Consider the following 25816-nt stretch of genomic DNA (forward strand, 5'->3'; position numbering starts at 1 on the left):
TCAGGAATTGAACAGGAGGACTGCCTTTTTTATGCAAAAATTGAGTGATGCCGAGTTAATGCTTTTAATTAAAGTTAAGCATCGTCCGGCTTTAGAAGAATTATATGACCGCTATATTAAACTGGTATACTCCTTCGTTATCAAATCAACAAAGGATGCAGACAAAGCTAGAGTGATTGTACAAACTGTCTTTACACGAGTATGGACGACGGAGACCGGTTATAACCCGGAAAAGGGACATTTCGTCAATTGGCTTCTAACAATCACTCGTAATATCACGATTGATCATCACCGCAAGGAAAAAAAGGAACAAGCAATCGTCTCAATAGACCAAGAACAATTGGAGCAGATTCCCGGTCATCAATCCACCAATCCTGCAGAGATTTTATCACGCAAGCTCGTCCGAGAACAAATACAGAAAGCCTATCAATATCTATCAAAAAATCAAATCGAACTAATCCAGTGGTTATATTGGGAAGGATACACGCTTAGTGAAATTGCAGAAATGAATAAGGAACCAATCGGCACAATAAAAAGCAGGCTGCATCAGACTCTGAAGGTTTTGCGGAAACACGTAGTCGTGGAAATGGGGGAATGAAAATATGAGTTTAAATAGCAACTGTTCATTTTCCAATGAATTAGTCTCTTACTTGATAAGTGAAACTACTAACGAAGAATGGATTAGGATGGAAAGGCACCTTTTGAATTGTTCGTCTTGTCAAAAAGACATACAAGATCTGCAGGAGGCGTGGACTATGCTCCCATATGAATTAGATGAAGTGGAGGTACCTGTTGATTTAAAGGATGAAGTGATGAACGCCATCTTCCCACCTGAAAACACTTCCCAGACTATGATTGTAAGGAATAATCAAAAAGGATCAAAAAAGAAATTAGTCCGAATTCGCTCCTCTCTTTATGGATTGGCTGCCGCCGCTCTCCTCTTTTGCTTTGGAGGAGTCATTTGGAACAATATAAATCTCCGAGATCAAGTAACAGAATTAACGGAACAAACGCAAACTCCAGCCGAGGTTATCCAGGTATACGCGTTAAAAACAGCAAATCCTGCAGGAGATTCTGCTCAAGGGCAGGCATTAATTTACAAGCAAGGAGATAAAAAACAGCTTGTTTTTCAGGCCCAAGGACTGGCGAATACCAAGGGCTCTGAGGCTTATCAGGTGTGGCTCATTGATGATGGAAACAGAAAAAGTGCCGGGACCTTCCATGTGGATAAAGAGGGCAATGGCTACCTGACCTACCAGTTGAACAAGGAAATATCTTTTGATGCGATAGGAATTTCACTCGAACCAGATGCCAATGGAACCCAACCACGTGGCAAAAAGGTTCTAGGAACATAAATGAAGAAAGCCCATGAATCTCAGACTGAGAATCATGGGCTTTTTATTTAAGTATAAGTTGCTTATTGCTTATTTATTAATACTTTCCGTTGGTGATGTAATAAACCAACCTACAGGTGCAGCTCCGACCGGATGGGTTAACGTTCTTCCATCGATCACAGATTGTGCATTGTTATTTGCAATCGTCCCATCACCTTTGAAATTGTAGTAAATACTTCCCTTGTTAATATCCTTATCTTTAAAGCTGAACGTGAGTTGTTTATTATTAAATCTATCTATTATCTGACCGGTCTCTAAATCTATGACTCTAAACGCGAAATTCATGATCACGGTTTCTCCAGAAGGAGCCACCTTTTGGAATTTACTATTATCCCCTTCAAGCACTTGAAACGTGACGTCATGTGTAAATGCTCCTTCGGGGATTTGAATTTTAATTCCGCTGTGACTTAGTTTTGCAGCTGCCCCTGCCTCAATCTTCCTTTCTGCGACCACTTTAGAAAATCCCAGTAGTGTAAAATCTGTTGCTGCGAATGCAACTGCACCAAACAAAAACATCGACATAATTGACATCCCAAGTAATACTTTTAAACGCTTTTTCATTTCCATGCAACTCCTTCATTCTTATTGGTTCTTCGTTAAAGGTAACGAGGATAAATCCCAATCGGTTTGAAGGAAATTCAAATTTTATTATTTATTCTGCTTTTTTCGTAAATCATGTTGTTATCACTCAAGGGGAGGATCATCAAAATGATATTTAGTGTAAAATTACACCCCGATTTTGGGCATTTATGATTTATTTAATGACTTATCCCATTCATGGGCGAATTTTTGAGGTTTACGGGCGAATCTGAGGGTTTTATGAGCGAATTTTTGGTTTTTATGGGCGAATTTAAGAATCTACAATCTTTTGGAAAGAGCGCGTTTATTTTTTACTTTTTATAAAGTGAACGATTGTCCCACCAATAATGGAACCAATCGCAACGGATCCAAACATCATAAAATAGATTCTCTCAGCTAAATCAGCCATTCCTTCACCTGGATAAAATACCACCTTCGCACCCATTATGATTGCTGCTGCTAAAAAGAATACCGCTGGGATCCAGTTTACCAATCTAGAATCTATTTTCATTAATATGAATGGAATGACCATCCCAATAAGAACTAACCCACAGAAAAACATGTGCACCCACCCTTCCTTGTAAATATTATATTCACCTTTGGAATGGAACGTTCTTTAAAGATGGTGTATCCCAAATTAAAAAAGCCGGAAAGTATAATAATATTAGTACCTTTCCAGCAAAAGATTGCTTAGATTTACCTATTTCATATTAATGAAAGTTAGTACATTGACAATTCTCAAATTTTTACAATGTCCTAAAACTACTTAACTGTTACAGCCACATTTGTTAACTTTCCACTAGAAGTAGAGACCAGAGTGAGAGTTCCCCCTTGAACTATGGACTTGGCTGAATTAATAGTAGTGAAAGTAAAATCCCCTCTGTTATTTACATTCACACTTGTGATCAAGTTTGCTGGGACTGCATCACCAATATAAATGGAAACTTTTACACCTGGCCCAAATATATCTGACGTTCCATTAATAGTCCATCTTTTACCAATTTTTCTATATTCTGCAGTAGTGACGGTCAGTTTATCGAGTTGAGTGGAAATTGTAACTTCATCAGTTGATTTCTTACCTTCTGCCCCAATTGCAATAAGTTCAAAAGTCAGGTTCTCCATTTTTTTCGGAGCCGTAAATCCATCGAAAAATATTATTTTTTGGTTGTCCTTAGAACACAAATAGATTAAATTATTTTTTCATTAATTTTTGGATGGTAACGAGAACTTCATCCAAGACTTCAAAATCACCTTCTTGAATTCTTTCGACAACACAGCTTTTCATATGACCTTCAAGCAGGATTTTGGCTACGCTATTTAAGGCGGATTGTGTGGCCGATATCTGGTTAATGACATCATCACAATACGTATCTTTCTCAATTAAGCCCTTAATTCCTCGAATTTGCCCTTCAATTCGGTTAAGTCTCGTGACAAGATTATTTTTCACTTTATCCGGATGATGACTCTTACGATCGCTTCCTTCATCTGAACAGCAGGTATTATCAAAAAGTTCATCTACCTTCCCTACTTCATTAGACATTGGTCCATCTCCTTTTTGGGAATATTATATCATACCTCAGGAAAGTGACGGGAACGGTTGCTACAAATGATTTATGAAAGACATAAAAGCAAACTGACCACATGGGTTGGAATAATTGACAGCCCTTGCATGCCCATGCAATACTTGAACTACATTTCATGTTTTAAGGAATATTCCCTCAATAAAGGAGCAATCGATGAAACCACGCTACTTGATAAATTTCATGACCATCATAATTGTATATTCTGCCATAACATTTTATATCGGTTGGAACGGCTGGGTTTGGCTGCATTCAGTATTTGATTTGCAGGATAAATGGATATACGGTTTAGTCGTTAGTCTCATTTCCTATTCATACATCATCGGACATTTCACAAAAAAAGTGCCTCTATTTAAAATGATCGGCTCTTATTGGTTTGGATTATTCCAATATGCCATCCTTTTCCTGCCTCTTTCCAATCTTATTGCCTTGGTTCTCATTTTTGCTAATCTTTCCACAACATCAGTCATCAATTGGGTAGGAGGAGCGGTGTTAATATCTTTTGTTATTCTATTTATCTTCGGAACGTTTAATGCATATAGCCCTGTCGTTCGGACTTTTTCACTTGTCATTCCAAAACAGGTGGGCAATCTAACTGAGCTTCGAATTGCCATGGCCTCTGATATGCATTTTGGCAGACTTTCAGGCATCCGACATGTTCGCCGGCTTGTCCGTAATGTAAACGCGCTAAAGCCGGATATCATTTTACTGCCAGGCGATATCATTGACGACGATCCCGTGCCATTTACTCAAAAGAAAATGGGTGATGTCATGAAGGAGTTATCGGCTCCCTTAGGTGTCTATGGAGTCCTAGGAAATCATGAATATTATGGCGGTGGGATTCCAAAGTTTTTGCAGGAAATGGAACGAATCGGGATAACTATCCTATTGGATCAAGTACTCATAATAGCCGACAGCTTTTATCTTGCAGGTCGAAAAGACAAAACTGATCGAAATCGGCTACCGATTGAAGCTATACTAACTGATATTGATCCATCCCTGCCAATTATTATGATGGATCATCAGCCAGCTGAAATAACTCAAGCGCAAGAAAATCGTGTCGACTTACTTTTATCAGGCCATACACACAGAGGCCAAATGGCACCGAATCATCTGATTACAAAAAGGATATTTGAAAATGATTGGGGCTATCTTCAGAAAAGTCAGCTTCATTCCATTGTTTCATCAGGTTATGGTTTTTGGGGTCCTCCACTTCGGATTGGCAGTCGTTCTGAAATCATACAAATACATCTTACCTTTTTAAAAAGTGAGTAGCGGAAAATACTCACCAATCATTTGCATACCACATAAGAATAGAAGATAAATTATTTTTACGTTCACAAAACGCAAAATATTTTTTAACTTTTCTGATTATTTATACTAGCTTAATTTCCTTTTCTTCATATATAATATTTTCATAACTATTTTGAAGGGTGTTGGTTAATTTGGCAAATCAATCTGAAGCGAAAAAAATCTCAGTTAATTCCACCATTTCTTTAAAAGGAATTGTAAAAGCCATTTTCAACGATACCGTTCATGTTCAAATTGGCGGGAAAATAATTACCCTCCCAGCATCTGAGCTCCTGCTTGAAAAGCCACTACAATAGTTTAGTTTTATAAAGTATATTATTATGGAACATTAGGAGTATATTTTTTCCAAAGACAGCCCTACACTTTAATGTGAAGGGCTGTCTCATTGGCATGACTATCATTGCCAATCATTAATAATCGTTTCTTGAATGCTGCGAATGACATCTCCCCTGCTGATTACACCAACCACATGATTAGACTCATCAACAACAGGTAGTTTTTTAAAATGATGCTTAGACAATAGTGAGACAACTTTTTTCATTTCATCTTCAGGATGGACTGTTAAAATTCCGTGGGTTTTTGCAATCCTAATGACTTCCCTGTCCGCCAATTCACTCAGCCGATTCTCCATGTCTTCTTCTGCAACATATGTGATAAGAGAGAAATAATCATGGATCCGACGATCCAAAGGACTGATTGCCCGTAAAATGTCACCATCTGTTACAAATCCACGTAGCACACCATTCTCATCGATAATCGGTAAACCGCCAATTTTTTTCCCAACAAACAATGTCATTACATCTTTAATGGAAGCACTTGGACTAGCTGATATAACATCTTTAACCATAAAATCCTTTGCCTGAACATTTATCATATCGACACCGCTTTCATTAGTTAATAAAATGCTAAAGAATATCTGCTAGTTAAACTATTCCACTTGAAATTTTACTTTTTAGGGCGGAGTGGTTCTAAAAATGGAATATGAATGTTTTCTTTTTGCATGTTTAATAACATGTGCTCTACTTCCTCTTCTTAGCATGCTTTATCTCTATTATTTCTCTGTGAAGCCGTTCCATTTTTCGATCAAGACCTGCTGCCATTGTGGCAGCTTCTTTTAATTCATCAAGCATATGTCCGGGAATTTCCTTGTTATATTTATAATAGATTTTGTGTTCTAAGCTTGCCCAAAAATCCATCGCAATTGTCCGAATTTGTACCTCAACATTCGTTGTTTCCACTACCTCGTCAGTTCAACCTTAAGGGCTTTAAGTTCTTTCATGTCAATACTATGTTCAAAGTTCACCAGTTACTTCCTCTCTAGCTGTTATTTCGATTATTCGTTTCATCCGAATTTTGCAATTGCTGTAACACATCTGGTGGAAAAACCATCCGGCACATTACCTTCGAAATTTCTAGAAAATCTGCTCTTTTCCCAGTTTGTCCCTCTTTCCCATGACCATTTTCCACTAAGACTAAAATTGCCCACGCGACAGTTTCTAAATCGAGATCCTCCCAAGTTAATCCTTTTTCTTCCGCTTGTTTTAGCCCTAACAAAATTCTCGAATGAATTTTCCTTCGTGCGTCACCCAAAAATTCAGCAAGACCAGGATCTTTCATCACTAGCTCAGGCAACACACGCTGTATCCCTAACTCATTAAGGCGTTGATTATGGGCTTCTAAAAGTGATGCTAATAATGATACTGGATCATGGGAAATCCAACTAGGTTCAGGTGGGAGAAGCTTGTCTAATTTGCCTTCTAATAATGACATTAAAAGTTGGCGTTTATCTGAAAAATAACGATAAAAGGTACCGGTAGCAACACCTGCATGGGCAGCAATTTCCTTAGCAGTAGTTTGCTCATACCCTTTAGAAATAAACAAAATTTGTCCACTTTCGAGCAGTGCATTTCTTTTTTGTTGCGCCCGTTCCTGTTTTGGGAGAAAAGGGAATTCACCAATTAATAGGTCATCACTGTCTGGCATTTTATCACCTCAAATATATCATACCACGATTTTAAAATTTGAACCACAGTTCATGTTTTCGTTGACAGACAACTTCAAAAATGCGATACTTGACCTACGGTTCATGTTAAGACGCTATTATTGTTTTAACACCCCTTTGCAATATAGATAGATCAAAACATGACCGATTTTTTTATAAAAATCTCCGTGCCTTAGCAGGAGTTTCTAATATTTTTCCGAATAATTTAATGTATCTTTATTTAATTTTTTTACTGTAAGGCCCTATATTTCTACCAATTTCGAAAGGCGTTGATCATGTGGCAAACCAATCTGAATCCAAAAAAATCTCTGTCAATTCAACCATCTCCTTAAAGGGAATTGTGAAAGCCATTTTCAACGACACCATTCATGTCCAAATTGGCGGCAAGATCATTACTTTGCCCACATCAGATTTCGCGCTTGATAAACCTGCACAGTCATAAGCAAGCCATTTTAATTGCCAATAAAGCCCATCACCGTTGTGATGGGCCTTATTTTTGTAAAATTAGGAGCATCCTTCTATTCATTTCATAATATACAAAAGAAATCCTTTAGCTGCACAGATTTCTATCCGTGTCATTATCGTTGTACATGAAGAGTTTAATTTGAGTAGGTTGTGAAATCGTTGAAAAGTAGTTGTGACTTAGAAAATGGCCTACAAACAGTTATATCTATCCAACGAACTATTGATATTATAACGGCATTTTTATTATTAACAGGTCAAGTGACAGTTGTTAGACTTGTAATAGAACCAGGAGGATTTGCCCTATCTGTTGGTGGGCCGCTAACTGGAAGAGACCGTTTAGAAGGTAAATCAGGGAATAAAACATTGAGTGTGTTATTGGACATTGGGGATATCCTATTAGCCATACTATTGATTAGCAATCAGACAAATGTGTCAGGTATCTTTTTAGGACCAGGCAGGTTTAGCATTAATATTACAGGACCTATTTTTGGAGTTCCTAAACACGAACCTACATTGCCTGATTTAGAAAAAGTCTTTACTCAATTTCGCTGGATTGTATCTGAACATTTTGAAATCGATCCTGAAATTCTAATCTAATTAAGAAGGAAGTGGCCATATTGTCTTTAACAGACCTCCCAACGTTCGAGCCATCTAAAGCAGAGATATTTCTATTTTTACTGTCAATTGCCATCTTTATATTTTTCTTTACACAACCTAAGGAAAGCGATGTCTCTTCATTGAGATAATCGCTTTTTTCATTAGTTCATTATTTGATGTGCTTTTTGATAACATTCACAGGTCACGATATGGTCATTCACCATCCCTGTTGCTTGCATAAACGCATAACAGATGGTCGAGCCAACAAATTTGAAGCCGCGCTTCTTTAAATCCTTACTTAATTGATCACTAATATCCGTGATAGCTGGAACATCTTTCATTTCACGGAAGTGGTTTTGAATGGGCTTACCGCCAACAAAGGACCATATGTACTTACTAAATGAGCCAAACTCCTCCACAACTTTCAAAAACGCATGTGCGTTGGTAATGACTGCATTGATTTTTAGCTTATTACGGACAATCCCTTCATTATGGATCAATTCTTCGATTTTCTTTTCATCATAGCGGATAATTTTTTCCGCTTCAAAGTTATCAAAAGCTTTCCGGTAGTTCTCTCTCTTTTTTAAAATGGTGTACCAACTCAGTCCTGCCTGGGCCCCTTCGAGATTTAAGTACTCAAATAGCAGGCGATCATCATAGACCGGAACTCCCCATTCATAATCGTGATAATCAATATATAGTGGATCCTGATTTACCCAACTGCATCGATTCATCTTTGAAAAGCCTCCAGTACTTCATTTGAAAGCTTCTTCGGAGCTGTCTGTAAATAAGCTTCTTTGATATAGCCCTCAATTTCTTCCCAATTTAGATCTTGATTGGTAAATAATGAAGTCCAGCCGTGCTGCCCGATATAACGAGTTTTAAAAAACCTTTCTGGCTGTTCTAGTAGTAATTGTTGGGTCGTTTTTAGTGTTTTAATTGCTAAGGAAGCACCTTCTTCGTTTTCCCCCATCATTATAAATGGTTTATCCTTTACACGAAACGATGTATGCCCAAATTTATCAACCGCTTCTGTTACTTCTGGGAATTGAATCGCAATTTCTCTTACTTTTGAAAGAAGTTCATTTCCCTGTATTGAATTTATATTTTTATTGTGAATCATAGCAATACCCCTTATTTCATAACTTCCGTTCACTTAAGTATTACACATTTTTTTTAAAATAAGAACCTCCCATCATTAAAATGGGAGGTTTATGAAAATAGAAGCTTATTGTTTTGCCAATTTATCTCTGTCATCAAAAGTCGACGGCTGTTCCATCCAGCCGTTTTTAATCAACAGATTGGCTCCGTCTTCTGCATATTTTGTTTAAGTAATTATATTTATTCAAAATAATATTACAGAACTATTATTATCTTTTTATTCGAAAAGCCCTCCGTTCTGCATACTGTGAACAAGGAACACAAACCTTCACGGTCTCTCCCTTCTCATTAATGTATTTTCGTAGGGGCTTGATCTTTCTTTTGCAAATATCACATTTATTATTAAAAAAACTAAAAATAGACACTGCTAGTCACCTTCTATTATTTAATGGGATTTCTTAATATATTATTCGGCTCAAAACGAATTGGATTCAATTGTAGGACGTATTTTTACTAGATTTATAGTAAGATAGTTAGATGACATATGTTTAAAGGAGACTTCAAGAATGCATTATAAAATGATTGTACTTGATTTAGACGATACACTATTGCAGGACGACCACACGATATCTGACCGCACGAAGCGTTCACTTATGGATGCACAAGAATTAGGAGTGAAAGTGGTGTTAGCTTCTGGCCGGCCTACGTCAGCCATGTATGCTATTGCTGAAGAACTGCGGTTGAATGATTTCGGCAGCTTTATTCTTTCTTTTAATGGCGCTAAAATTACTAACTGTCAAACTGGTGAAGAACTGTTTAGCAGCACTTTATCGCCTGATGTCGTTCACTATTTATATGAAGTAAGTCGTCGTGAAAATGTTTGGATTCATACGTATGTTGGGGAGCATATTGTTACCGAGGCTGGAAACCAATTCACAAATATTGAAGGAGAAATTACTGGCCTAGAAATAATTGAAGTCAGTAGTTTCGTGGAGGCTGTATCGGAACCTGTGGTAAAAGTGCTGATGCTTGAAGATGAAACAAAACTTGCGGATGTAGAAGAAAAACTGCAGCAAGAGCTAGCTGGTCAGTTAAGTGTCATGCGTTCCAAGCCATTCTTTCTAGAATTTACGGAGCATGGCGTCACGAAAGGTACAAGCCTTAGCCATTTGATTCAACAACTGGGGATTAAGCGCGAAGAAGTCATCGCAATTGGAGACAGCTATAATGACCTTGCAATGATTGAGTTTGCAGGCTTAGGTGTTGCTATGGGGAATGCTCCAGACGATATTAAAGAAAAAGCTAACTTTGTCACTGACAGCAATATGAATGATGGTGTCGCAAAGGTCGTAGAAAAATTCGTATTGAAAACACCGACTCTTGTTTGAAAATAAAATTTTATCGAAACAACGCATGGAATTTTCCGAGCGTTGTTTTTTTTTGCACTCTTTCCTTTCCAACAGCCCAATCATGTCCCCTCTTTAGTTTTTCAAGCATAAAATATTCCAACCAAATACAAAAAAAGGCGGAGAGAGGTATGGGGTTATTCATTAATAACAGTGAACATCCGGATGTTTATAAAAACAAGCAAAATCCACAAGCATCGAATCAAGTCATATCAAGACAGGATTTCCTGTCTCAATTAATTTATGAACAGCAAAAAGCGAATACTGCGCTCAAAAAAACTTTATCTGAATTAGGTATGCAATCACAGCATCAAGAAGAATCACACCTCAACCAATGGAACCATGTAGGCAATCAACTAAATGATTTACAAAGTCGGTTGGAGCGTTATGAAGATGCTAATCATAACCTTGCCCTTCAACTGAATAAACAACTGGAATTACAAAAAGAAATTTCGAAAAAAATGACTAAACAAGAGGAATTTCAAGGCGGAGTTTTACAGCGCTTAGACAATCAAGAAGCCCTAATGGACAAAATCTCCCGTCAAATCAATCATATCCGGTCCATTCTGTTCGAACGGACGAATTATTTAACAACGAAAATAGATGACGGTTATAAGATTACTTCTTCCTATGTGTATAAATTGATGACCGGTTCCGACCAGCCATTGACATTCTTCTTAATGAATAACAAGCAAGAAGAGAATCAAATCAATTCTGACTAGGTTTCCTAATATACTATTTTTCAACTAATCAAAAGGAGAGTGAAAAAACCGTCCATGAAATGTCTATGGACGGTCTTTCTTCTTATAACCCTTTAGTAAAAATATCAGTCAACACAGGTACGATTTGCTTTTTGCGTGAAACGACACCTTTTAAGGTAGCAATGTTATTAGCAAGTGTAACATTATAAGCTTTTTCTACTGCAGCTGTTTTGCTTCCTAAAGCTAAACCAACTGAATCGTTTGTTAAGATATCAGTTACCACAAACAAGAATAAATCTAAGTTCTTTTCTTCGATAATCGTAGAGATTGCTGCTTCCAATTCTTCTTGGCGAGCAAGCACATCTGCCGTGTCAACCACATTGACTTGAGCAATTTCTACTTTACTAGAGCCCATTTCAAATCCTTTAGCATCAAGGCTTAGGAGTTCATTAATTGACTTATCACGAACATCTGCTCCAGCTTTCAGCATTTCAAGGCCATATGCATCTGCATCGACACCAGCAATTTCAGCTAACTCACGTGCCGCTGCCACATCTTCTGGCGTACAAGTTGGGGATTTAAATAATAATGAGTCAGAAATAATCGCAGAAAGCATAAGACCAGCAATTTCTTTGCTTATTTCTTTGTTGTTTTCTTTGTACATTTTATTTAAGATCGTTGCTGTACACCCAACAGGTTCGCAGCGGTAATATAACGGATCACTTGTTTCAAAGTTAGCAATCCGGTGGTGATCGATTACTTCTAATACACGAACATCAGCGATATCATTTGCACTTTGCTGGCGCTCATTGTGATCAACTAGGATGACCGCGTTCACTTCATTCGAAACTGCTTCAACAAGGCGAGGAGCCTCTGCATTAAACTGGTTTAGTGCATATTGTGTTTCACCATTTACTTGTCCTAAGCGCACTGGTTCAACATCCATCCCCAATTGTTTTTTTAAGTCTGCATAGGCAATTGCAGAACAAATCGTATCTGTGTCAGGATTTTTATGACCGAAAATAAGTACTTTTTCCATTTTATTTCTCCTAATCCGATGAATTTATGTAGGTCAAGCCCAATCTACATGAGAATGGCCCTAACGAAAATTATATAATATTATGAATTAGGATTCAAAAAATTTTTTTTAATTACATTTTTTTTATCATTTGGACTTGCTCCGTTTTTTTCTCAAAGCCTAAATCTAGTAAGAATGGGATAACAGGATTTGATAATATGGAATTAATTGTCATAAAATTGACAGGCTTTTGATGTTCTCCAGATATAGAAGTGAAAATAGACTTTATCGTTTCCTTTTTAATGTCATTGAATAGTTCAAGCTGATATAAAATTACTTTTTCTAGTTGCCCGTCCTGGTTCCACACTCTCTTATATAATGAATATCCTAACGGCTTTTCATTACCGTCGAAATAGATTTGTGCCTCACCCGACTTAACACTCTGCCACTGACATTGCCATGGAACCTTTTCATTATAAAAATGGAAAGTTGGCAGTTGCTCGGGCCGGATAGATATAAAGGGAATGGGAGTGTGATCAACCGCTAGTGTCCCATTTAGATAAACAAGAGAATTAAATATTTCATAGCCATGTCTTTTATATAATCGAATGGCCCTTTCATTTTCCTTAATGGCTTCAAGTGTGGCAACCTCGACCTCTTCTTCGGAGTAAACTTTTATGGCTGCCTCCATTAAGAGATTTGAAACACCCATTCCACGATATTTGGAGGCTATTCCTGTCCCGCCATTCCATGCAGTTTTTTTTCCGTCGATCACACGAAATCCATTTAATACAATCGCTACAGGGTCTTCTCCATCAAAAGCTACTAAAGAGTGCTTCAAAGATAATCCTTCATTAACCAATCGGTTAAAAAACAATTCGGCAGTCATTTCCATTTGCACAAAATAACCTTCAAACCCCCGATTCCAAGCCGTTATCGTATCTTGGACGGTGCATTCTGTTAATCTTTTAAATGTAATTTTCATATTTTCAACCCTTTCTGGCGGATGGTTTCCTTTTACTGGCGGATAATCTCCTTTTACTGGCGGATAATCTCCTTTTACTGGCGGATAACCTCCCTTTACTGGCGACTAGGTTCTTCCTTTGGAATGTATAACTAAATTCAGCAATTTATTAAACCCAGCCAGCTTGTCTTCGCGCTGGCTGGGTCACATTAAAAATCTATTTCACCGGCAAGGGGACAACCTTTTGCCCAATTGCCGCAATTAATTCTTTTGGCATTGGGAAGCTTAATGCAGCAGGGTCCTTCATGACCGCTGGAATCGCTAACTGGAGTGCCTCTTCACTAATGTTGAATTGCTTGAAATCAGCCGGTAATCCTACCTTATACTGAAGCAATTTAATTTTCCCAATCACTTTTGCTAACGCTGTTTGTGGGGTATCACCCTTTACATCCACGTTCAAGGCTTGTGCCAATTCAGCAGCCTTAGGCAGATATAAATCAGGAACCAATTCCATGACCACCGGTAAAAAGACAGCATTTGCTAAGCCATGTGGAATTCGGAACAAGGCCCCGTACGCGTGAGCCATATTGTGAACAGGAATCGCATTTAAGGCGAAACTGAAAGCGGTGATCCCCATTAAGCTTGCTTGCAATAAATCCATTCGGGCATCAAGGTTCGAACCATCAAAAACGGCAACTGGTAGATTTTTTTCAATAAGGCGAATTGCATGGAGGGCATAGGCATCGGTTAGACCTGTTGCAGTTGGTGATGCGAGCGCCTCGATGGCATGTGTTAAGGCATCAAATCCAGTAAATGCCGTAATGACTGGTGGTAGTCCGACGGTTAAATCTGGATCCAAGATCGCCATATCGGCATTAATAAACGGATTGATGATATTCGTCTTCATTTTAATTTCTTCATTAAAAATAACGGCAATCGGTGATACCTCTGAACCGGTTCCCGCGGTAGTCGGAATGGCAATATGGGGAATCGGCATGTAATTTGCTTTTGGGAATGACTCGTACAACAAACCGCCAGGGATAGCCTCTTTTATATCTGTCAATCCTTTGTGGAGCGCATACTTTACCCCTTTTACGGTATCCAGAACACTGCCCCCGCCAACGGCAAGTAAGGAATCTGCACCTATTTCTCTTGCATAGCGGACAGCTTCATTTATGCAGCTGCTTTCGGCATCCTGTTTGATATCAAGAAATTGACCGACAAGTTCTGGACCAGAGCCATGGCCTGTCAGCGAAAAAATATCGGCCACTTTTTCAACAATTCCTGCTGCTTCTAGTCCTCTATCACTTAAAAGGAGCACCCGTTTGGCACCCAGACCAGCAAAGAGACTTGGGACCATCGCCCTTGAGTTTGAACCACTGTATATTCCCGTACGTAACATAAACTGTGATAAGGTTGTTTTCATTTTCATCCTCACCTTTTCATTAGTTTTGGCCAAACAGAATTCCATACCAATTGCGTCGTTCTAGTTCAGGCGACATCGATGTGTGGACATGCTTTACCTGGGTATAGGAATCGAGTGATTGCTGTCCCATTTCTCTGCCAATTCCGCTTTGTTTGTACCCGCCAAACGGGGCATCACTTCTGAGCATATGCCAGTCATTAATCCAGACCACGCCCGCCTGCAGTTTTCTAGCCACCGCGTAGGCTTTATTGACATCACGTGTCCAAACTCCTGCAGCTAAGCCATAAATCGTATCATTCGCCATTCGAATCGCATCGTCCAGTTCTGAATAACGAATCACACAGAGGACTGGGCCGAAAATTTCTTCTTGGGCAATTTTCATATCATTGGTGACATTTGTAAAAATCGTTGGTTCGATGAAATGTCCTTCCTCACAGCCATCAACCTTAACTTCATTGCCACCACAGACAAGGGTAGCGCCTTCTTGTTTACCTGCTTTAATATAGGAAAGGATGGTTTCCTTTTGCTTTTTCGAGATTACTGGACCAACATCGGTGGTCGGATCAAGGGGATTCCCAAGCTTTAATTTATTTGTGTGAGCAACTAAACCTGCAATCACTTGGTCATACAGCTTATCCGGTACAAATAAACGTGTCCCAGATTCACAAAGCTGGCCAGCATGGAGAAATACTCCAAATAGACTTCCAGGCAGAGCAATACTAAGATCGGCATCCTCTAAAAGGATATTAGGTGATTTCCCACCTAGTTCTAGTGTGGTTTTCTTGATCGTCCCTGCAGCTAGTCCCATAATTCGTCTGCCAACCCCAGTCGAACCAGTGAATGCCACTTTATCGACCTTTGGGTGGTTAACTAAAGCTTCGCCCACTTCCGCACCAGGACCTGAGACAACGTTAATTACACCTGGAGGGACCACGGTTGAAATAATTTCTGCTAGCTTCAAAGTGGACAGAGGCGTGTAGCTGGCTGGCTTGATCACAATTGTATTCCCCATCGCTAATGCCGGTGCAATTTTCCAGGTAGCAATCACCATTGGCAAGTTCCAAGGAGTAATCGCTGCACATACACCGATTGGTTCACGCCAAATAAAATTATGTGCTGGTCCTGGGAATGGCGGGACTGGCAGTGTTTCCGAGAATGGATACTCAACCGTAAAATTGGCTAATGTTTGGAACAAGTCAATCATTTGCAAAATATCACTATTGCCAATTCGGCGTACTGTTCCACCTGAGCTAATCGCTTCTAAGTATGCTAGTTCCTCGGCATACTCGGCAATTTGATAGGAAATGGCATATAACACCTTGGCTCGGTCTTTTGGCTTCATGTCTTTCCAGTCACCTTGATCAAATGCCTCGCGGGCCGCATTTACAGCACGGTCAACATCTTCCGTAGTTCCTTTTGCTACTCTAGCTACAAGTTCACCATTTGCCGGGTTCAATACATCAAACGTTTCTTGACTGGAAGCAGGCTCCCACTTTCCGTTAATAAAATGGGGAAATGTTTGCACATCAACCTTTACTGTCATGATAATTCCTCCTTTTCTAAAATCATTTATAGCACTCCTAACTCACTATCTGTGTATCTATAAATCTCTTCGATTTTTTTGCCTTGTGCGCGCGCTAAGATTTCCTTTCGGACTGCAAGTTGTTTTAAGGTAAAGTTCATGATATCTGCAGGATCCCCGCCGAATGCACTTACCTCCCTTCCCGCGATGCCTTCTTGATTTAGCCTAATTGCTAATGGGGTCAGCTCGCCCATCTTGGCTGCCACAAAATCAAAGAGATGTGGATGTTCACAAATTAACCGTTGCAAAAGGAATGTCCCATAGCCAATATGCCTGGACTCATCCTTTTTTAAATTGCCGACACCTTCAAGTAATCCTGGCATGATACCAGCGGTTTCTAATGTTTGATAGAAAGAATAATAACCGGTTTCTGCTAATACTCCTTCTACAAACATGTTGTACACTACGGATGCCTCGGCGATCGCTTCTGGGGATTGGTCGGATATCAGCCGTTCCATTGTTGTTGGGAGAATCTCATAGAAAATCTTCTGATAGGTTTCGGTATGAAAGTGAGATAAGTCCCCTCGCTCCCCGATTGCATTCAAAACTAGACGGAAAAATTCTGTATGTTTCGCTTCCTCGTATAAAAAGGTCGTCAAAAACATTTCTTCCTCAAGACGCCCTTCTTTCGCAATCGCCATGATCAGTGGAAGGAGATCTAACGTAACCGCTTCCTCACCCGCTTGAAATTGAGAAATAAGCCGCAAAATATCTGCTCGCTGCTCGGCATTCATCGTATTCCAATCCTTTTGGTCCTGACTGAAATCGATATCTGCGGGGTTCCAGGTTCCTAACCGTTTTGCTTTTTGGAATAAGCGGTACGGGAAAGAATCCTCAAGCAATCCTCGACTGCTAGTTGTTAATATGGTTCTTTTTTCCATATATGTTTTCCTCCTTTTTTCCTTTACGGTTTGATTACAATTTCTGATGCCTGCTTGCGGAGATGCGTCTTTAATATTTTCCCAACACCATTCCTTGGCAGTGCCTCTAGGAAAACGATTCTTCGCGGTGTTTTGTTTTTTGCTAAATGCTCCTGGCAATAGTGAATTAGCTCCTCAACAGTTACTTGTGCACCGGTTTTTTTCACGACACAGGCAACCATTTCTTCTCCCATTCGTTCATCAGGAACACCTACAACCGCTGCCTCAAAAACTTGTTCATGAGCATTTAATATTTCTTCGACATCACGAGGATACACATTAAATCCTCCTCGAATAATTAAATCCTTCTTTCGGTCAACAATATAGACATAGCCATCGTCATCGATCCGGGCCATATCGCCTGTAAATAACCACGAATCTTTTAAGACACGGCTGGTTTCTTCCGAATTTTGATAGTAGCCGGGCGTGACACTATCACCTCGGACGATTAACTCCCCTACTTCTCCGGCTTGAACTTCCTTGCCATTTTCATCGACGATTTTCAACTCTACCCCAGGAATCGGTATTCCAACAGAGCCTGGTTTTATTTCGATCCCTTTGCGATGAGCAGTAACAACCGGTGCAGCCTCTGATAACCCATAGCCCTCGTACACTTTTGCGCCAAATTTTTGTTCAAAAGCATGCAATAAGGCAACCGGCAGCGGTGCAGACCCGGATCCAACTGATTCAAGACTGGAGGTGTTATATTGGTCGGCGTGTGGATACGATACTAAGGCATGAATCATCGCGGGAACAGCTGAGAACGTCTGTACCTTATATCTTTCAATCGCCTTAAATACCTCTTTTGTATCAAATTTTGAAAAAATAACAATAGAGCTGCCTGTTAAAAAGCAAATATTTGATATCGTCAGGCCATATACATGGGCAAGCGGCAGGACACCAAGTGTTGTTCCTCGCTCGGTTCCATTATGTTTTGCCGAATTCTCGGCATTAGAATATAAGTTTTTATGGGTTAATAGCACTCCTTTTGGATTTCCAGTAGTACCTGAGGTATATAGAATGACTGCTTTATCATCTGAGTTCCCACCATCGACTAGTTGATTTTCGGCGGGGACAAACAAGTCATAAAAGTTTTTCGCCCGCTCATCTGATGGAAGATCAACAACGATTAACTGTGGGTTAGCCGGTAATCCTTCTAATGAACCTTCAACATTACTCCTTAATGCGGAGGAGGTAATTACTGCTTTTGCGCCAGAATTTCGTGCGATGTAGTGAAGTTCGTTTGGATGCAAAGTAAACATAACTGGGACAATCGTTGCTCCCGCTCTGGTAATCCCTTGATAGGCAAAGAGGACCTCAGGACAATTGGGCATACAAACAATTACTCTGTCGCCTTTAGCAATTCCAAGATTTCGCAAGCCACGAGCAAATTGGTCCGCGTATTGCTTCGTTTCAACATTTGTGTACGTCTTTTCTTTGTAAAATAAAAAAGGATACTCACCAAATTCGGCGATATTTGTTTCCAGCAGGTCTTTCAACTTCACACCATCCGCTCCCTTTTTAAAAATCTTATAGAACACCCGAAGGTATAGGATTACCACTATTGCCAGGTCGAACGATAAATAACAACTGAATCTTTTTGCTCATAACTAACCTGCTGTCTTTCTTCAAGTAAATCCAAGTGACCTTGTATTTGTGATAATCCTAAGAACACTGTATTTCCGTGCAATCGCGGATACATTTGCTTGCAGATTTCATAGACGCATTTTCCTCCGGTTGCAAGTATCGCTAGAATTTGCTCACATCGTTTTTCTTGTTCCAGTAACCTTGTTTTGATCAAGGATAAATGATCGCTAAATGCCTCGCCGTGACCTGGGTAAATCATTTCTAACGGCAGTCGGCTTACTTTTTCAAGCGAATTTCGGTATTGCATTAACGGCCTCGGCCGATTGACCTCGCCCGGATTAGGTGGTTCGATAAAGGCATTCACCGAAAAAGACTTTAATAAATGGTCGCCGGCAAAGGTATCGCCTGTTTCTTGGTTCCATAGTAAAATATCAGATTGGCTGTGGCCGGGAACATGAACTACTTCAAACTCCTTTCCACCTAAAGGAATAACATCACCTTCATTTAGATAGGTAATATTCCGCCACTTTTCCTCTTTAAATGGCCGTTCGATGATGTGATTGAATGGGTTGGCACCACAGTTCGTTAAAAACTGGTGAAAAAAAGCCTGCACTCGTTGATACTCGTCCACACCAACATTAATCGAACCTCTCGCCTGTTCATGCACATAGATTGGCACATCTATTTCTTCCAAAATGTAAGGAATTGCACCCGCATGGTCGATATGAATGTGGGTAAGGACAATCTGATCAATTTCCTTCAATGTAACTCCGTGCGTATGTAGTTTGCTTTTAAGTTGTTGAAATGACACTTTCCCAGGGTTACCTGTGTCGATTAACGTAACGGAATCTCCAATCGCCAAAAAGGCATTTACCGTCCCCTCAGCAAAATGGGTTTCTAATTCAAGCGGTACAATTCTAAACAATTTAATACCCCTCCATAATAAAACATTATTTAACTATCACTTTTTGACAGGAGGAACCACCTAAGCACTATCAAAACTATATTTCTTTTTCATAAGAAATATGATTAAGTTGCAGGGAGCTTACCAAGATTGGCTCACTCCCCCTTTTCACCCCTAGGATTTGAATATTATTATTTTTCAGGAAAAGTTTTGATTTTTTCCGTAGGCAGAACTCATTTAAGAGCTATTTATTAAATAAAATAGGATTCTATCAGTAGATTATTGTATTCAATCAGCGAATCTGCTAATTCTATCGTCGAAGCTCATTTTGGTGACAATATCTACATTGCATGGGCCCCGCCATCGACAACAACGATATCTCCCGTCACAAAGTCCGACGCTGGTGCAGCTAGGAATAAGGCAACTCCTTTAAGATCATTATCGGTACCAAATTTCCTTAATGGTGTCCCTTCAAGAATGGCTTCTCCCCCTTGATCAAGCAGCCCTTTTGACATTTTCGTCGGGAAAAAACCTGGGGCAATTGCATTTACATATATGCCACTAGGTCCCCACTTAACAGCTAAATCTTTAGTAAAAGTAATCACGGCCCCTTTACTAGAGTTATAGCCAATTGCATTCATATACTTTGGATTACTGCCCTTTAAACCAGCCACCGATGCAATGTTAATTATTTTCCCTGATTTTTGTTCGAGCATCACTTTTCCAACTGCCTGTGACATTAAGAACGTACCAGTAACATTGACATCCATTACTTTCTTCCATGCTTCGAGCGGCATTTCCTCGACCGGTGCTCCCCATGAGGCGCCACTATTATTTACAAGAATGTCGATTCTCCCAAATCGTTCCATTGTCCGCTCAACGACATTCTTAATATCCTCCGGGTTGGTGACATCACATTTTAACGCGAAGCTCTCCACACCCAGTCTTTTTATGCCTTCGCTTACTTCCTCACAGGCTTCCAATTTTCTTGAACAAACGACTACATTTGCACCTGCTTCCGCAAAACCTTCAGCTATTTGCTGTCCAAGTCCTCTGCCGCCGCCTGTTACAATTGCTACTTTACCCGTTAAATCAAACAACTCTTTCACATTCATTGATCGTTCCCCCTATTAATAAGCATCATTGTTCATTGAGCCCTTACCACCGAACCCGGTGAAAAGCTTCCTAAACGTCCCTCAATTTTATAAACAACCACCAAATACTAACCAGTTGGTATGTAGATATTTCTTATGATATCAAAATTTTCATACTATTCAACATCTAACTTGATAACAATAAACCCAGCAGCAAGAAGGGGTTTTTTCTTCTTGGTGCCGGGTCTAAATAAACTTCATGAATTTAATATTGGTGATATACTACCTCACCTTTTAATACTTCATTTCCTTGTTGATTGACCGCTTGGACCGTAAAGCGCAGATTTTGTTCCTCATTCTCTTTCAGTGTCGCTTTCAGCGTAATTACATCATTCAAAAATACCATTCCTTTAAAACGGATCGAGTAATCCTGTACGAAGCCTTCTTCATAATAAGGAGTAAAAAGCTTTGCAAGGTTCCCCATTGTCCACATTCCATGGGCAATTATTCCTGGTAATCCCGCTTTTTTCGCCTCATCATCAATCGTGTGAATTGGGTTAAAGTCTCCTGATGCACCTGCATACTTGATTAAGTCAAGCCGCGATACAGGCGCCAGTTGAATTTCTTTGACCGATTCTCCAACTTGTAATTCAGAAAGAATACTCATCGTGCCAACACCTTCCTCACAGCTTCAGAGATGACAATCGTTGAGGATGAGCTAAAAATTAAAGCGCCGGATAGATCCTCGCCGTAATTTTCCACAACCAGGAATCCCATCTCCCCAAATTTCCCTTTTTTCTCAAAGTAGCTTTTTACTTTGGTATAACAGTAAATTGTTTCGCCAACCCTTAATGGCCGCTTGTAATGAAATGTTTGTTCTCCGTGGATTAAACCTTTATTGGGAAGATTTAATCCTTCGATGACACCATAATCAAAAGTTCTTGGAAAGGTAGGAGGTGCAATGTTGGCTTTGTTTCTTGAATTTCTTCCAGTTTCTTCATCAAAATAAATGGGATGAAGGTCACCAATCGCCTCCGCAAATTTTTTGACGGCTCCTCTTTCAATGTCATTTTTAACTTTGTTTGATTGTTTGCCTATCTGGTCTTTAAACAATTCATCTTCACCTCATTTAATTAACATTTTGGTCCGCCGGCAACATATATAACTTGACCATTCACGAACGATGATTTTTCATCAGCAAAGAAGGCTACGGCATTGGCAATGTCTTCTGGCTTGCCACTTCTGCCGACTGGAATATGTGCCACACTCGCTTGAATTAATTGCTCAAATGGAATGCCGATTCTGGCAGCGGTTTCCTTCGTCATCTCTGTTACAATAAATCCAGGCGCCACTGAGTTTGCGGTAATCCCATATCTTCCCAACTCAATTGCGAGTGTTTTTGTAAAGCCCTGCAAGCCGGCCTTTGCCGCTGCATAATTAGCTTGACCGCGATTTCCAAGTGCTGATGTCGAAGAAATATTGATGATACGCCCATATTTATTTTCGACCATATATTTTTGAGCAGCACGGGCCGCATTGAATGATCCTTTTAAGTGCACATCCATAACGGTCTGCCAATCTGAATCAGTCATTTTAAAAAATAGATTATCGCGGATTACCCCGGCATTATTCACGAGGATATCTACGGAGCCAAATTCCTCATAAACCTCTTTCAGGGCATCTTCAACCTGCTCGGCATCAACCACGTTTGCAACTTTTGAATAAACGTCATAACCTTTTTCTTTTAGTTCACTGGTTGTTTCACTTAACGCTTCTTCGTTCAAATCTATTAAAGCTACCTTTGCTCCTTCTTGTGCAAAAAGCTCGACAATCCCTTTGCCGATTCCACGGCTTCCACCCGTAACAAAAGCAACTTTTCCCGTAAATCTGCCTGCCATTTCTATTCCTCCTGAGTTTAATAAATTTATAGATTGCGCTTACATTTATTTTCTTACACGTATTGACCGATCTTCACATGACCTTTAATCAGGTTACGTGCGATAATCATTCGTTGGATTTCGTCTGTGCCGTCGTAAATTCTCCATAGTCTTGCTTCACGATACCAGCGCTCAATTGGTAATTCTCTTGTATACCCCATCCCGCCGTGAATTTGAAGGACACGGTCGACCACATTGTTGCCCATATTTGCACCATATAATTTTGCCATCGATGCTACATGTCGATTATCTTCCCCATAATCTAGAGTGAAGGCAGCGTTCAAGACCAGCCATCTTGCCGCTTCAATTTCAACCGCAGAATCTGCGATTTGCCATTGGATTGCTTGTCTTTCGGCAATAGGTTTCCCAAATGTAACCCGTTCCTTAGCATAATCAATCGCCATTTGCAGCAGGCGTTCAGCAGCACCGACAGCTCTTGCCCCAACAACCCAGCGTGCAAACCCAATCCACTCGAGACCGAGATTATAGCCCTTGTGTAATTCACCCAGGATATTTTCCTCCGGAACACGGACATTATCGAATATTAAGCCGGCTGGACCCCATTCTCCCATTGTATGTATATACTCTGATTTCCAGCCCATATCGCGGTCGACAATAAAGCATGTAACCCCTTCACGCCCTTGTGTTGATTGATGTAGTTCTTTATCCGTAATCGCAATCGCCATAACGAAGTCCGCTTCGTTTCCGCCAGTAATGAATGTTTTTTCACCATTCAGCACCCATTCACTGCCGTCTTTCACTGCTGCCATTTTGATATTTCTGGTATCAGAACCAGCACCAGGCTCGGTCATTGCAAAGCAGGACTTTTTCTCGCCATTTATCGTCGGAAGTAAGTATTTTTTCTTTTGTTCTTCATTACCATAGTAAAGAATATTATCTGCACCACCGCCGAACTGGAATGGGACAAAGGTTTTTGAAACTTCCATTAACACAATTGCCATCATCATTTGACCAAGATCTGCGCCACCATATTCCTCTGGAGTGTTAATTCCCCAAAAACCAGCTTCCTTCGCTTTAAGTTGCAGCTCTTTTAGTTTACTTGCAGGAAGACTCGGTTTACCTTCTCGTTCATTGCGGAGTACATCGTTTTCAAGGGGAATAAGTTCTTTTTCTACGAATCTTCTAATTGTTTTTTGTACCATTTTTTGTTCATCAGTCAATCGTAAATACATACCATTCACTCCATTCTTATTCTTAACATCAAATTTAATGCCGTTAAAATATAATATGCTGAACCGTTTGTAGGCATACCTACCGGTTGGTATGTTAACTTTATTTTATTCCGAACTTTCAGATAATACAAGTTAATATTTTCCTAATAAAAAAAATTCTCTAGCTATGGCGCCAAAGAATTTTTTGTTAACTATACATGACTAATTACTTTTTTTGCTGCCCGCTCTCTCAAGGTGGAAATGGTAAGTGAACTTCCAAGCCAAAATAGGAGACCTAGAATGATACTAAAAATCCAATTTTCACTGGTTTCCAATGTTATTAAAACTGTTATTACACAAATGATTCCACCAATCATTCCATAAACGGAGCCTCTTGCAATATTTGTTGCTTTCTTAGTCCCTGAGGCAATTCCCACCATAATAACGGCTGTCAGCATAACGGCTGGAAAAGCGGCAAAAATACCGGCAAGAATCTTCCATGGGGAAATAATAGTTATAAGATAACTTAGGGAGACTGCTGCCCCACCTAATAAAAAACGAATAAATAAGTCTTTTTTATTCATGTTGTCCACCTTTTTCATTTAATGAGATGTAATGAATACAACAACAATTGATACAGTAAACCAGCAAGCCATTGCATGTAGGATTCCTTTTTTCCAACCTATCTTAGGAAGCAGGTAGCCTGCGAGGATGGCGACAAGAATATTGATTGCCATTCCAAAAATGGCGCCTTTAGATAACATGATCGAATGGGTAATAAGCTGACCGCCGTGAAAATCAAGACCAATTGTGAGTAATGCTGCCAGGTAAACAGCAGGAAATGCAGCAAATATTCCCCCAGCTTTCTCCCCTAACTTCTTTGCTACGACAGTACAGGCAACTACAGCTAGACCTCCCAATAGGAATCGAAGAAGCAGTCCGCCAAGTGATAAACTAACCATTTTAAATTCGCCTCTTTTATTGTTTTGACATGCTGTTAAAAATTATTTTCTTTGTGAATTGAATCACAATCACTCGATGTATTCATTTTAACTCATTTCCATGACTATGCATGTGAACGTTTTATTAACGTTTTTGAATAGATTTCTCATTAAATTCAAATTTGATGACTATTTTCCTGTCATTTTACAAAAGATAATAGTGATATTCATTTGAATATCGTCGTTTCAAATCCTTTGATGAGGTGATTTTAGATGAGTTATAAAGACCATTTAGATCCGCACTCAGAGCTCTTTCACCAACATACGACGCGTCCAAAACGTCAAAATTCACAAGTGAATGGGCAAACTCAAGTGACGCACAACACGATCATCTTAAGGAGCAATGCCAAGGCCCACCGTTGGGTTTAGGCAAAGAAACGAGTAATGGCAGCATAAATATTTACTGTCATTAGAAATGACCTTTTCTCGAATAGCAATTTCGAGAAAAGGTTTTTCTTTTTCTAAGTAATTTGTTATTACAATATTGATAATGTTTGTTCCAAAAGATATCATAAAATCTATTAAGCAAATAAAACGGGAGTGGAACATAACATGTTTGATGACTTTACGATTAGAGATGCCGATATGTGTGATTTGCCTGTAATTGTTGATATATACAATACAACCATAGCAAGTAGGATGGTTACAGCCGATCTTGAACCAATATCAGTAGAAAACAGAGTTCAATGGTTTAACGAACATTCATCAACCTTTCGTCCATTATGGGTTGTAGAAAATCAAGGGGAAATTTGCGCATGGGTTAGTTTCCAATCTTTTTACGGCAGGCCAGCCTATAATGCGACTGCAGAAATTAGTATCTATATTCATCCCGACTTTCGAGGCAGGAAACTTGGTAAATATTTAATCCAAAAAGCAATCGATGCCTGCCCAAGTCTACAAATCAAAACCTTACTAGGTTTTATTTTTGGTCATAATGAACCTAGCATTAAACTTTTCTCAAGTTTTGGATTTGAAAAATGGGCACAGCTTCCGAATGTGGCTGAGCTGGATGGCATTGAACGTGATTTAATTATCCTTGGAAAAAGACTCTTCTAAAAATCTTGAAATCGAAGAA

Annotated in this window: 32 protein-coding genes and 1 pseudogene; 10 read left to right on the forward strand and 23 right to left on the reverse strand. The window is 39.5% G+C overall.

All coding sequences use genetic code 11. The features are described from left to right. Positions 1-31: 31 nt before the first annotated feature. On the forward strand, positions 32-598 hold the full coding sequence (locus AB7942_RS17465) for an RNA polymerase sigma factor (protein ID WP_369447857.1): 567 nt from the start codon (positions 32-34) through the stop codon (positions 596-598). A 157-nt stretch (positions 599-755) separates the two neighbouring features. After that, the gene (locus tag AB7942_RS17470) at positions 756-1355 is read left to right on the forward strand and encodes an anti-sigma factor (protein WP_369447858.1); all 600 of its coding nucleotides are present in this window, start codon (positions 756-758) and stop codon (positions 1353-1355) included. A 69-nt stretch (positions 1356-1424) separates the two neighbouring features. Here the strand turns inward: AB7942_RS17470 and AB7942_RS17475 are convergent, their stop codons facing one another. The 4 genes from AB7942_RS17475 to AB7942_RS17490 all read right to left on the reverse strand — a co-directional run bounded on the left by AB7942_RS17475 (position 1425) and on the right by AB7942_RS17490 (position 3513). Continuing rightward, positions 1425-1955 (reverse strand): hypothetical protein, encoded by a 531-nt coding sequence (locus AB7942_RS17475; protein WP_088086977.1) that lies wholly within the window; start codon positions 1953-1955, stop codon positions 1425-1427. 322 nt (positions 1956-2277) lie between these two features. After that, a complete protein-coding gene (locus AB7942_RS17480) occupies positions 2278-2535 on the reverse strand; it encodes a hypothetical protein (RefSeq protein ID WP_369447859.1) in 258 nt (85 codons plus the stop codon). Positions 2536-2735: 200 nt separating this feature from the next. Further along, a complete protein-coding gene (locus tag AB7942_RS17485) occupies positions 2736-3095 on the reverse strand; it encodes a hypothetical protein (RefSeq protein WP_369447860.1) in 360 nt (119 codons plus the stop codon). A 70-nt stretch (positions 3096-3165) separates the two neighbouring features. Beyond that, the gene (locus AB7942_RS17490) at positions 3166-3513 is read right to left on the reverse strand and encodes a metal-sensitive transcriptional regulator (RefSeq protein WP_215012547.1); all 348 of its coding nucleotides are present in this window, start codon (positions 3511-3513) and stop codon (positions 3166-3168) included. A gap of 196 nt (positions 3514-3709) precedes the next feature. Here AB7942_RS17490 and AB7942_RS17495 point away from each other — a divergent pair, with 196 nt between their 5' ends. Next, positions 3710-4828 carry a metallophosphoesterase gene (locus AB7942_RS17495; RefSeq protein ID WP_369447861.1) on the forward strand — a complete coding sequence of 373 codons (1119 nt, stop codon included), beginning with the start codon at positions 3710-3712 and terminating at the stop codon, positions 4826-4828. 170 nt (positions 4829-4998) lie between these two features. Next, the gene (locus AB7942_RS17500) at positions 4999-5160 is read left to right on the forward strand and encodes a hypothetical protein (RefSeq protein WP_168243275.1); all 162 of its coding nucleotides are present in this window, start codon (positions 4999-5001) and stop codon (positions 5158-5160) included. Between the two features lie 101 nt (positions 5161-5261). Here AB7942_RS17500 and AB7942_RS17505 read toward each other — a convergent pair whose 3' ends face one another. The 3 genes and pseudogenes from AB7942_RS17505 to AB7942_RS17515 all read right to left on the reverse strand — a co-directional run bounded on the left by AB7942_RS17505 (position 5262) and on the right by AB7942_RS17515 (position 6847). Next, on the reverse strand, positions 5262-5738 hold the full coding sequence (locus AB7942_RS17505) for a CBS domain-containing protein (RefSeq protein ID WP_369447862.1): 477 nt from the start codon (positions 5736-5738) through the stop codon (positions 5262-5264). A gap of 145 nt (positions 5739-5883) precedes the next feature. Beyond that, positions 5884-6099 (reverse strand): annotated as a pseudogene (locus AB7942_RS17510) (GTP pyrophosphokinase family protein); the annotation flags it as partial. A gap of 82 nt (positions 6100-6181) precedes the next feature. Further along, positions 6182-6847 carry a TetR/AcrR family transcriptional regulator gene (locus tag AB7942_RS17515; protein ID WP_369447864.1) on the reverse strand — a complete coding sequence of 222 codons (666 nt, stop codon included), beginning with the start codon at positions 6845-6847 and terminating at the stop codon, positions 6182-6184. Positions 6848-7143: 296 nt separating this feature from the next. Here AB7942_RS17515 and AB7942_RS17520 point away from each other — a divergent pair, with 296 nt between their 5' ends. Further along, on the forward strand, positions 7144-7308 hold the full coding sequence (locus AB7942_RS17520; RefSeq protein ID WP_369447865.1) for a hypothetical protein: 165 nt from the start codon (positions 7144-7146) through the stop codon (positions 7306-7308). Between the two features lie 182 nt (positions 7309-7490). Continuing rightward, a complete protein-coding gene (locus tag AB7942_RS17525) occupies positions 7491-7928 on the forward strand; it encodes a hypothetical protein (protein WP_369447866.1) in 438 nt (145 codons plus the stop codon). A gap of 161 nt (positions 7929-8089) precedes the next feature. On the opposite strand, the gene AB7942_RS17530 is transcribed toward AB7942_RS17525, so the two are convergent. Both AB7942_RS17530 and AB7942_RS17535 read right to left on the reverse strand, forming a co-directional pair. Further along, complete coding sequence (locus tag AB7942_RS17530; protein WP_335712903.1) at positions 8090-8662, reverse strand: DNA-3-methyladenine glycosylase I; 573 nt, start codon at positions 8660-8662, stop codon at positions 8090-8092. Continuing rightward, positions 8659-9051: an MmcQ/YjbR family DNA-binding protein gene (locus AB7942_RS17535; protein ID WP_335712902.1), complete on the reverse strand. Its 393-nt coding sequence runs from the start codon at positions 9049-9051 to the stop codon at positions 8659-8661. The genes AB7942_RS17530 and AB7942_RS17535 overlap by 4 nt, the downstream gene beginning before the upstream one ends. Positions 9052-9595: 544 nt before the next feature. Here AB7942_RS17535 and AB7942_RS17540 point away from each other — a divergent pair. Then, the gene (locus tag AB7942_RS17540) at positions 9596-10417 is read left to right on the forward strand and encodes a Cof-type HAD-IIB family hydrolase (protein WP_369447867.1); all 822 of its coding nucleotides are present in this window, start codon (positions 9596-9598) and stop codon (positions 10415-10417) included. 149 nt (positions 10418-10566) lie between these two features. Next, the gene (locus tag AB7942_RS17545) at positions 10567-11157 is read left to right on the forward strand and encodes a hypothetical protein (RefSeq protein ID WP_369447868.1); all 591 of its coding nucleotides are present in this window, start codon (positions 10567-10569) and stop codon (positions 11155-11157) included. Between the two features lie 82 nt (positions 11158-11239). On the opposite strand, the gene AB7942_RS17550 is transcribed toward AB7942_RS17545, so the two are convergent. The 14 genes from AB7942_RS17550 to AB7942_RS17615 form a co-directional block, all read right to left on the reverse strand. Next, positions 11240-12175: a manganese-dependent inorganic pyrophosphatase gene (locus AB7942_RS17550; RefSeq protein ID WP_088086959.1), complete on the reverse strand. Its 936-nt coding sequence runs from the start codon at positions 12173-12175 to the stop codon at positions 11240-11242. Between the two features lie 112 nt (positions 12176-12287). After that, on the reverse strand, positions 12288-13139 hold the full coding sequence (locus tag AB7942_RS17555; protein ID WP_369447869.1) for a GNAT family N-acetyltransferase: 852 nt from the start codon (positions 13137-13139) through the stop codon (positions 12288-12290). Positions 13140-13335: 196 nt separating this feature from the next. Beyond that, positions 13336-14544 carry an iron-containing alcohol dehydrogenase gene (locus AB7942_RS17560; protein ID WP_369447870.1) on the reverse strand — a complete coding sequence of 403 codons (1209 nt, stop codon included), beginning with the start codon at positions 14542-14544 and terminating at the stop codon, positions 13336-13338. Between the two features lie 19 nt (positions 14545-14563). Continuing rightward, the gene (locus AB7942_RS17565) at positions 14564-16087 is read right to left on the reverse strand and encodes an aldehyde dehydrogenase family protein (protein WP_369447871.1); all 1524 of its coding nucleotides are present in this window, start codon (positions 16085-16087) and stop codon (positions 14564-14566) included. A gap of 26 nt (positions 16088-16113) precedes the next feature. Continuing rightward, positions 16114-17007, reverse strand: coding sequence for a R2-like ligand-binding oxidase (locus AB7942_RS17570; RefSeq protein WP_369447872.1), 894 nt, complete (start codon positions 17005-17007; stop codon positions 16114-16116). Positions 17008-17030: 23 nt separating this feature from the next. Continuing rightward, the gene (locus AB7942_RS17575) at positions 17031-18551 is read right to left on the reverse strand and encodes a class I adenylate-forming enzyme family protein (protein ID WP_369447873.1); all 1521 of its coding nucleotides are present in this window, start codon (positions 18549-18551) and stop codon (positions 17031-17033) included. A 56-nt stretch (positions 18552-18607) separates the two neighbouring features. Continuing rightward, a complete protein-coding gene (locus AB7942_RS17580) occupies positions 18608-19558 on the reverse strand; it encodes an MBL fold metallo-hydrolase (RefSeq protein WP_369447874.1) in 951 nt (316 codons plus the stop codon). 320 nt (positions 19559-19878) lie between these two features. Continuing rightward, positions 19879-20652 carry an SDR family oxidoreductase gene (locus tag AB7942_RS17585; RefSeq protein WP_369447875.1) on the reverse strand — a complete coding sequence of 258 codons (774 nt, stop codon included), beginning with the start codon at positions 20650-20652 and terminating at the stop codon, positions 19879-19881. A gap of 244 nt (positions 20653-20896) precedes the next feature. After that, positions 20897-21298: a MaoC family dehydratase gene (locus AB7942_RS17590; protein ID WP_369447876.1), complete on the reverse strand. Its 402-nt coding sequence runs from the start codon at positions 21296-21298 to the stop codon at positions 20897-20899. Beyond that, on the reverse strand, positions 21295-21744 hold the full coding sequence (locus tag AB7942_RS17595) for a MaoC family dehydratase N-terminal domain-containing protein (protein ID WP_369447877.1): 450 nt from the start codon (positions 21742-21744) through the stop codon (positions 21295-21297). Before AB7942_RS17595 ends, AB7942_RS17590 begins: the two co-directional genes overlap by 4 nt. A gap of 20 nt (positions 21745-21764) precedes the next feature. Next, positions 21765-22529, reverse strand: coding sequence for a 3-oxoacyl-ACP reductase FabG (fabG, locus tag AB7942_RS17600; protein WP_369447878.1), 765 nt, complete (start codon positions 22527-22529; stop codon positions 21765-21767). A 53-nt stretch (positions 22530-22582) separates the two neighbouring features. Continuing rightward, positions 22583-23761 carry an acyl-CoA dehydrogenase family protein gene (locus AB7942_RS17605; protein ID WP_369447879.1) on the reverse strand — a complete coding sequence of 393 codons (1179 nt, stop codon included), beginning with the start codon at positions 23759-23761 and terminating at the stop codon, positions 22583-22585. A 191-nt stretch (positions 23762-23952) separates the two neighbouring features. Then, positions 23953-24324 (reverse strand): DUF3147 family protein, encoded by a 372-nt coding sequence (locus AB7942_RS17610; RefSeq protein WP_369447880.1) that lies wholly within the window; start codon positions 24322-24324, stop codon positions 23953-23955. Positions 24325-24342: 18 nt separating this feature from the next. Continuing rightward, positions 24343-24702 carry a DUF3147 family protein gene (locus AB7942_RS17615; RefSeq protein ID WP_088086946.1) on the reverse strand — a complete coding sequence of 120 codons (360 nt, stop codon included), beginning with the start codon at positions 24700-24702 and terminating at the stop codon, positions 24343-24345. A gap of 252 nt (positions 24703-24954) precedes the next feature. Here AB7942_RS17615 and AB7942_RS17620 point away from each other — a divergent pair, with 252 nt between their 5' ends. Together AB7942_RS17620 and AB7942_RS17625 are read left to right on the forward strand one after the other, a co-directional pair. Further along, on the forward strand, positions 24955-25110 hold the full coding sequence (locus AB7942_RS17620; protein WP_098933996.1) for a YpzG family protein: 156 nt from the start codon (positions 24955-24957) through the stop codon (positions 25108-25110). A gap of 183 nt (positions 25111-25293) precedes the next feature. After that, positions 25294-25797, forward strand: a complete 504-nt coding sequence (locus AB7942_RS17625) for a GNAT family N-acetyltransferase (RefSeq protein WP_088086944.1) — start codon at positions 25294-25296, stop codon at positions 25795-25797. Positions 25798-25816 lie beyond the last annotated feature (19 nt).

This window comes from Neobacillus sp. BF23-41, assembly GCF_041106275.1.

Bases quoted from the DNA above. Each gene is read 5' to 3' on its own strand.
- AB7942_RS17465 (WP_369447857.1), top strand. From the start codon at position 32: ATGCAAAAATTGAGTGATGCCGAGTTAATGCTTTTAATTAAAGTTAAG.
- AB7942_RS17470 (WP_369447858.1), top strand. From the start codon at position 756: ATGCTCCCATATGAATTAGATGAAGTGGAGGTACCTGTTGATTTAAAG.
- AB7942_RS17475 (WP_088086977.1), bottom strand. From the start codon at position 1,955: ATGAAAAAGCGTTTAAAAGTATTACTTGGGATGTCAATTATGTCGATG.
- AB7942_RS17480 (WP_369447859.1), bottom strand. From the start codon at position 2,535: ATGTTTTTCTGTGGGTTAGTTCTTATTGGGATGGTCATTCCATTCATA.
- AB7942_RS17485 (WP_369447860.1), bottom strand. From the start codon at position 3,095: ATGGAGAACCTGACTTTTGAACTTATTGCAATTGGGGCAGAAGGTAAG.
- AB7942_RS17490 (WP_215012547.1), bottom strand. From the start codon at position 3,513: ATGTCTAATGAAGTAGGGAAGGTAGATGAACTTTTTGATAATACCTGC.
- AB7942_RS17495 (WP_369447861.1), top strand. From the start codon at position 3,710: ATGAAACCACGCTACTTGATAAATTTCATGACCATCATAATTGTATAT.
- AB7942_RS17505 (WP_369447862.1), bottom strand. From the start codon at position 5,738: ATGATAAATGTTCAGGCAAAGGATTTTATGGTTAAAGATGTTATATCA.
- AB7942_RS17515 (WP_369447864.1), bottom strand. From the start codon at position 6,847: ATGCCAGACAGTGATGACCTATTAATTGGTGAATTCCCTTTTCTCCCA.
- AB7942_RS17530 (WP_335712903.1), bottom strand. From the start codon at position 8,662: ATGAATCGATGCAGTTGGGTAAATCAGGATCCACTATATATTGATTAT.
- AB7942_RS17535 (WP_335712902.1), bottom strand. From the start codon at position 9,051: ATGATTCACAATAAAAATATAAATTCAATACAGGGAAATGAACTTCTT.
- AB7942_RS17540 (WP_369447867.1), top strand. From the start codon at position 9,596: ATGCATTATAAAATGATTGTACTTGATTTAGACGATACACTATTGCAG.
- AB7942_RS17545 (WP_369447868.1), top strand. From the start codon at position 10,567: ATGGGGTTATTCATTAATAACAGTGAACATCCGGATGTTTATAAAAAC.
- AB7942_RS17550 (WP_088086959.1), bottom strand. From the start codon at position 12,175: ATGGAAAAAGTACTTATTTTCGGTCATAAAAATCCTGACACAGATACG.
- AB7942_RS17555 (WP_369447869.1), bottom strand. From the start codon at position 13,139: ATGAAAATTACATTTAAAAGATTAACAGAATGCACCGTCCAAGATACG.
- AB7942_RS17560 (WP_369447870.1), bottom strand. From the start codon at position 14,544: ATGAAAACAACCTTATCACAGTTTATGTTACGTACGGGAATATACAGT.
- AB7942_RS17565 (WP_369447871.1), bottom strand. From the start codon at position 16,087: ATGACAGTAAAGGTTGATGTGCAAACATTTCCCCATTTTATTAACGGA.
- AB7942_RS17570 (WP_369447872.1), bottom strand. From the start codon at position 17,007: ATGGAAAAAAGAACCATATTAACAACTAGCAGTCGAGGATTGCTTGAG.
- AB7942_RS17585 (WP_369447875.1), bottom strand. From the start codon at position 20,652: ATGAATGTGAAAGAGTTGTTTGATTTAACGGGTAAAGTAGCAATTGTA.
- AB7942_RS17590 (WP_369447876.1), bottom strand. From the start codon at position 21,298: ATGAGTATTCTTTCTGAATTACAAGTTGGAGAATCGGTCAAAGAAATT.
- fabG (WP_369447878.1), bottom strand. From the start codon at position 22,529: ATGGCAGGCAGATTTACGGGAAAAGTTGCTTTTGTTACGGGTGGAAGC.
- AB7942_RS17605 (WP_369447879.1), bottom strand. From the start codon at position 23,761: ATGTATTTACGATTGACTGATGAACAAAAAATGGTACAAAAAACAATT.
- AB7942_RS17610 (WP_369447880.1), bottom strand. From the start codon at position 24,324: ATGAATAAAAAAGACTTATTTATTCGTTTTTTATTAGGTGGGGCAGCA.
- AB7942_RS17615 (WP_088086946.1), bottom strand. From the start codon at position 24,702: ATGGTTAGTTTATCACTTGGCGGACTGCTTCTTCGATTCCTATTGGGA.
- AB7942_RS17620 (WP_098933996.1), top strand. From the start codon at position 24,955: ATGAGTTATAAAGACCATTTAGATCCGCACTCAGAGCTCTTTCACCAA.
- AB7942_RS17625 (WP_088086944.1), top strand. From the start codon at position 25,294: ATGTTTGATGACTTTACGATTAGAGATGCCGATATGTGTGATTTGCCT.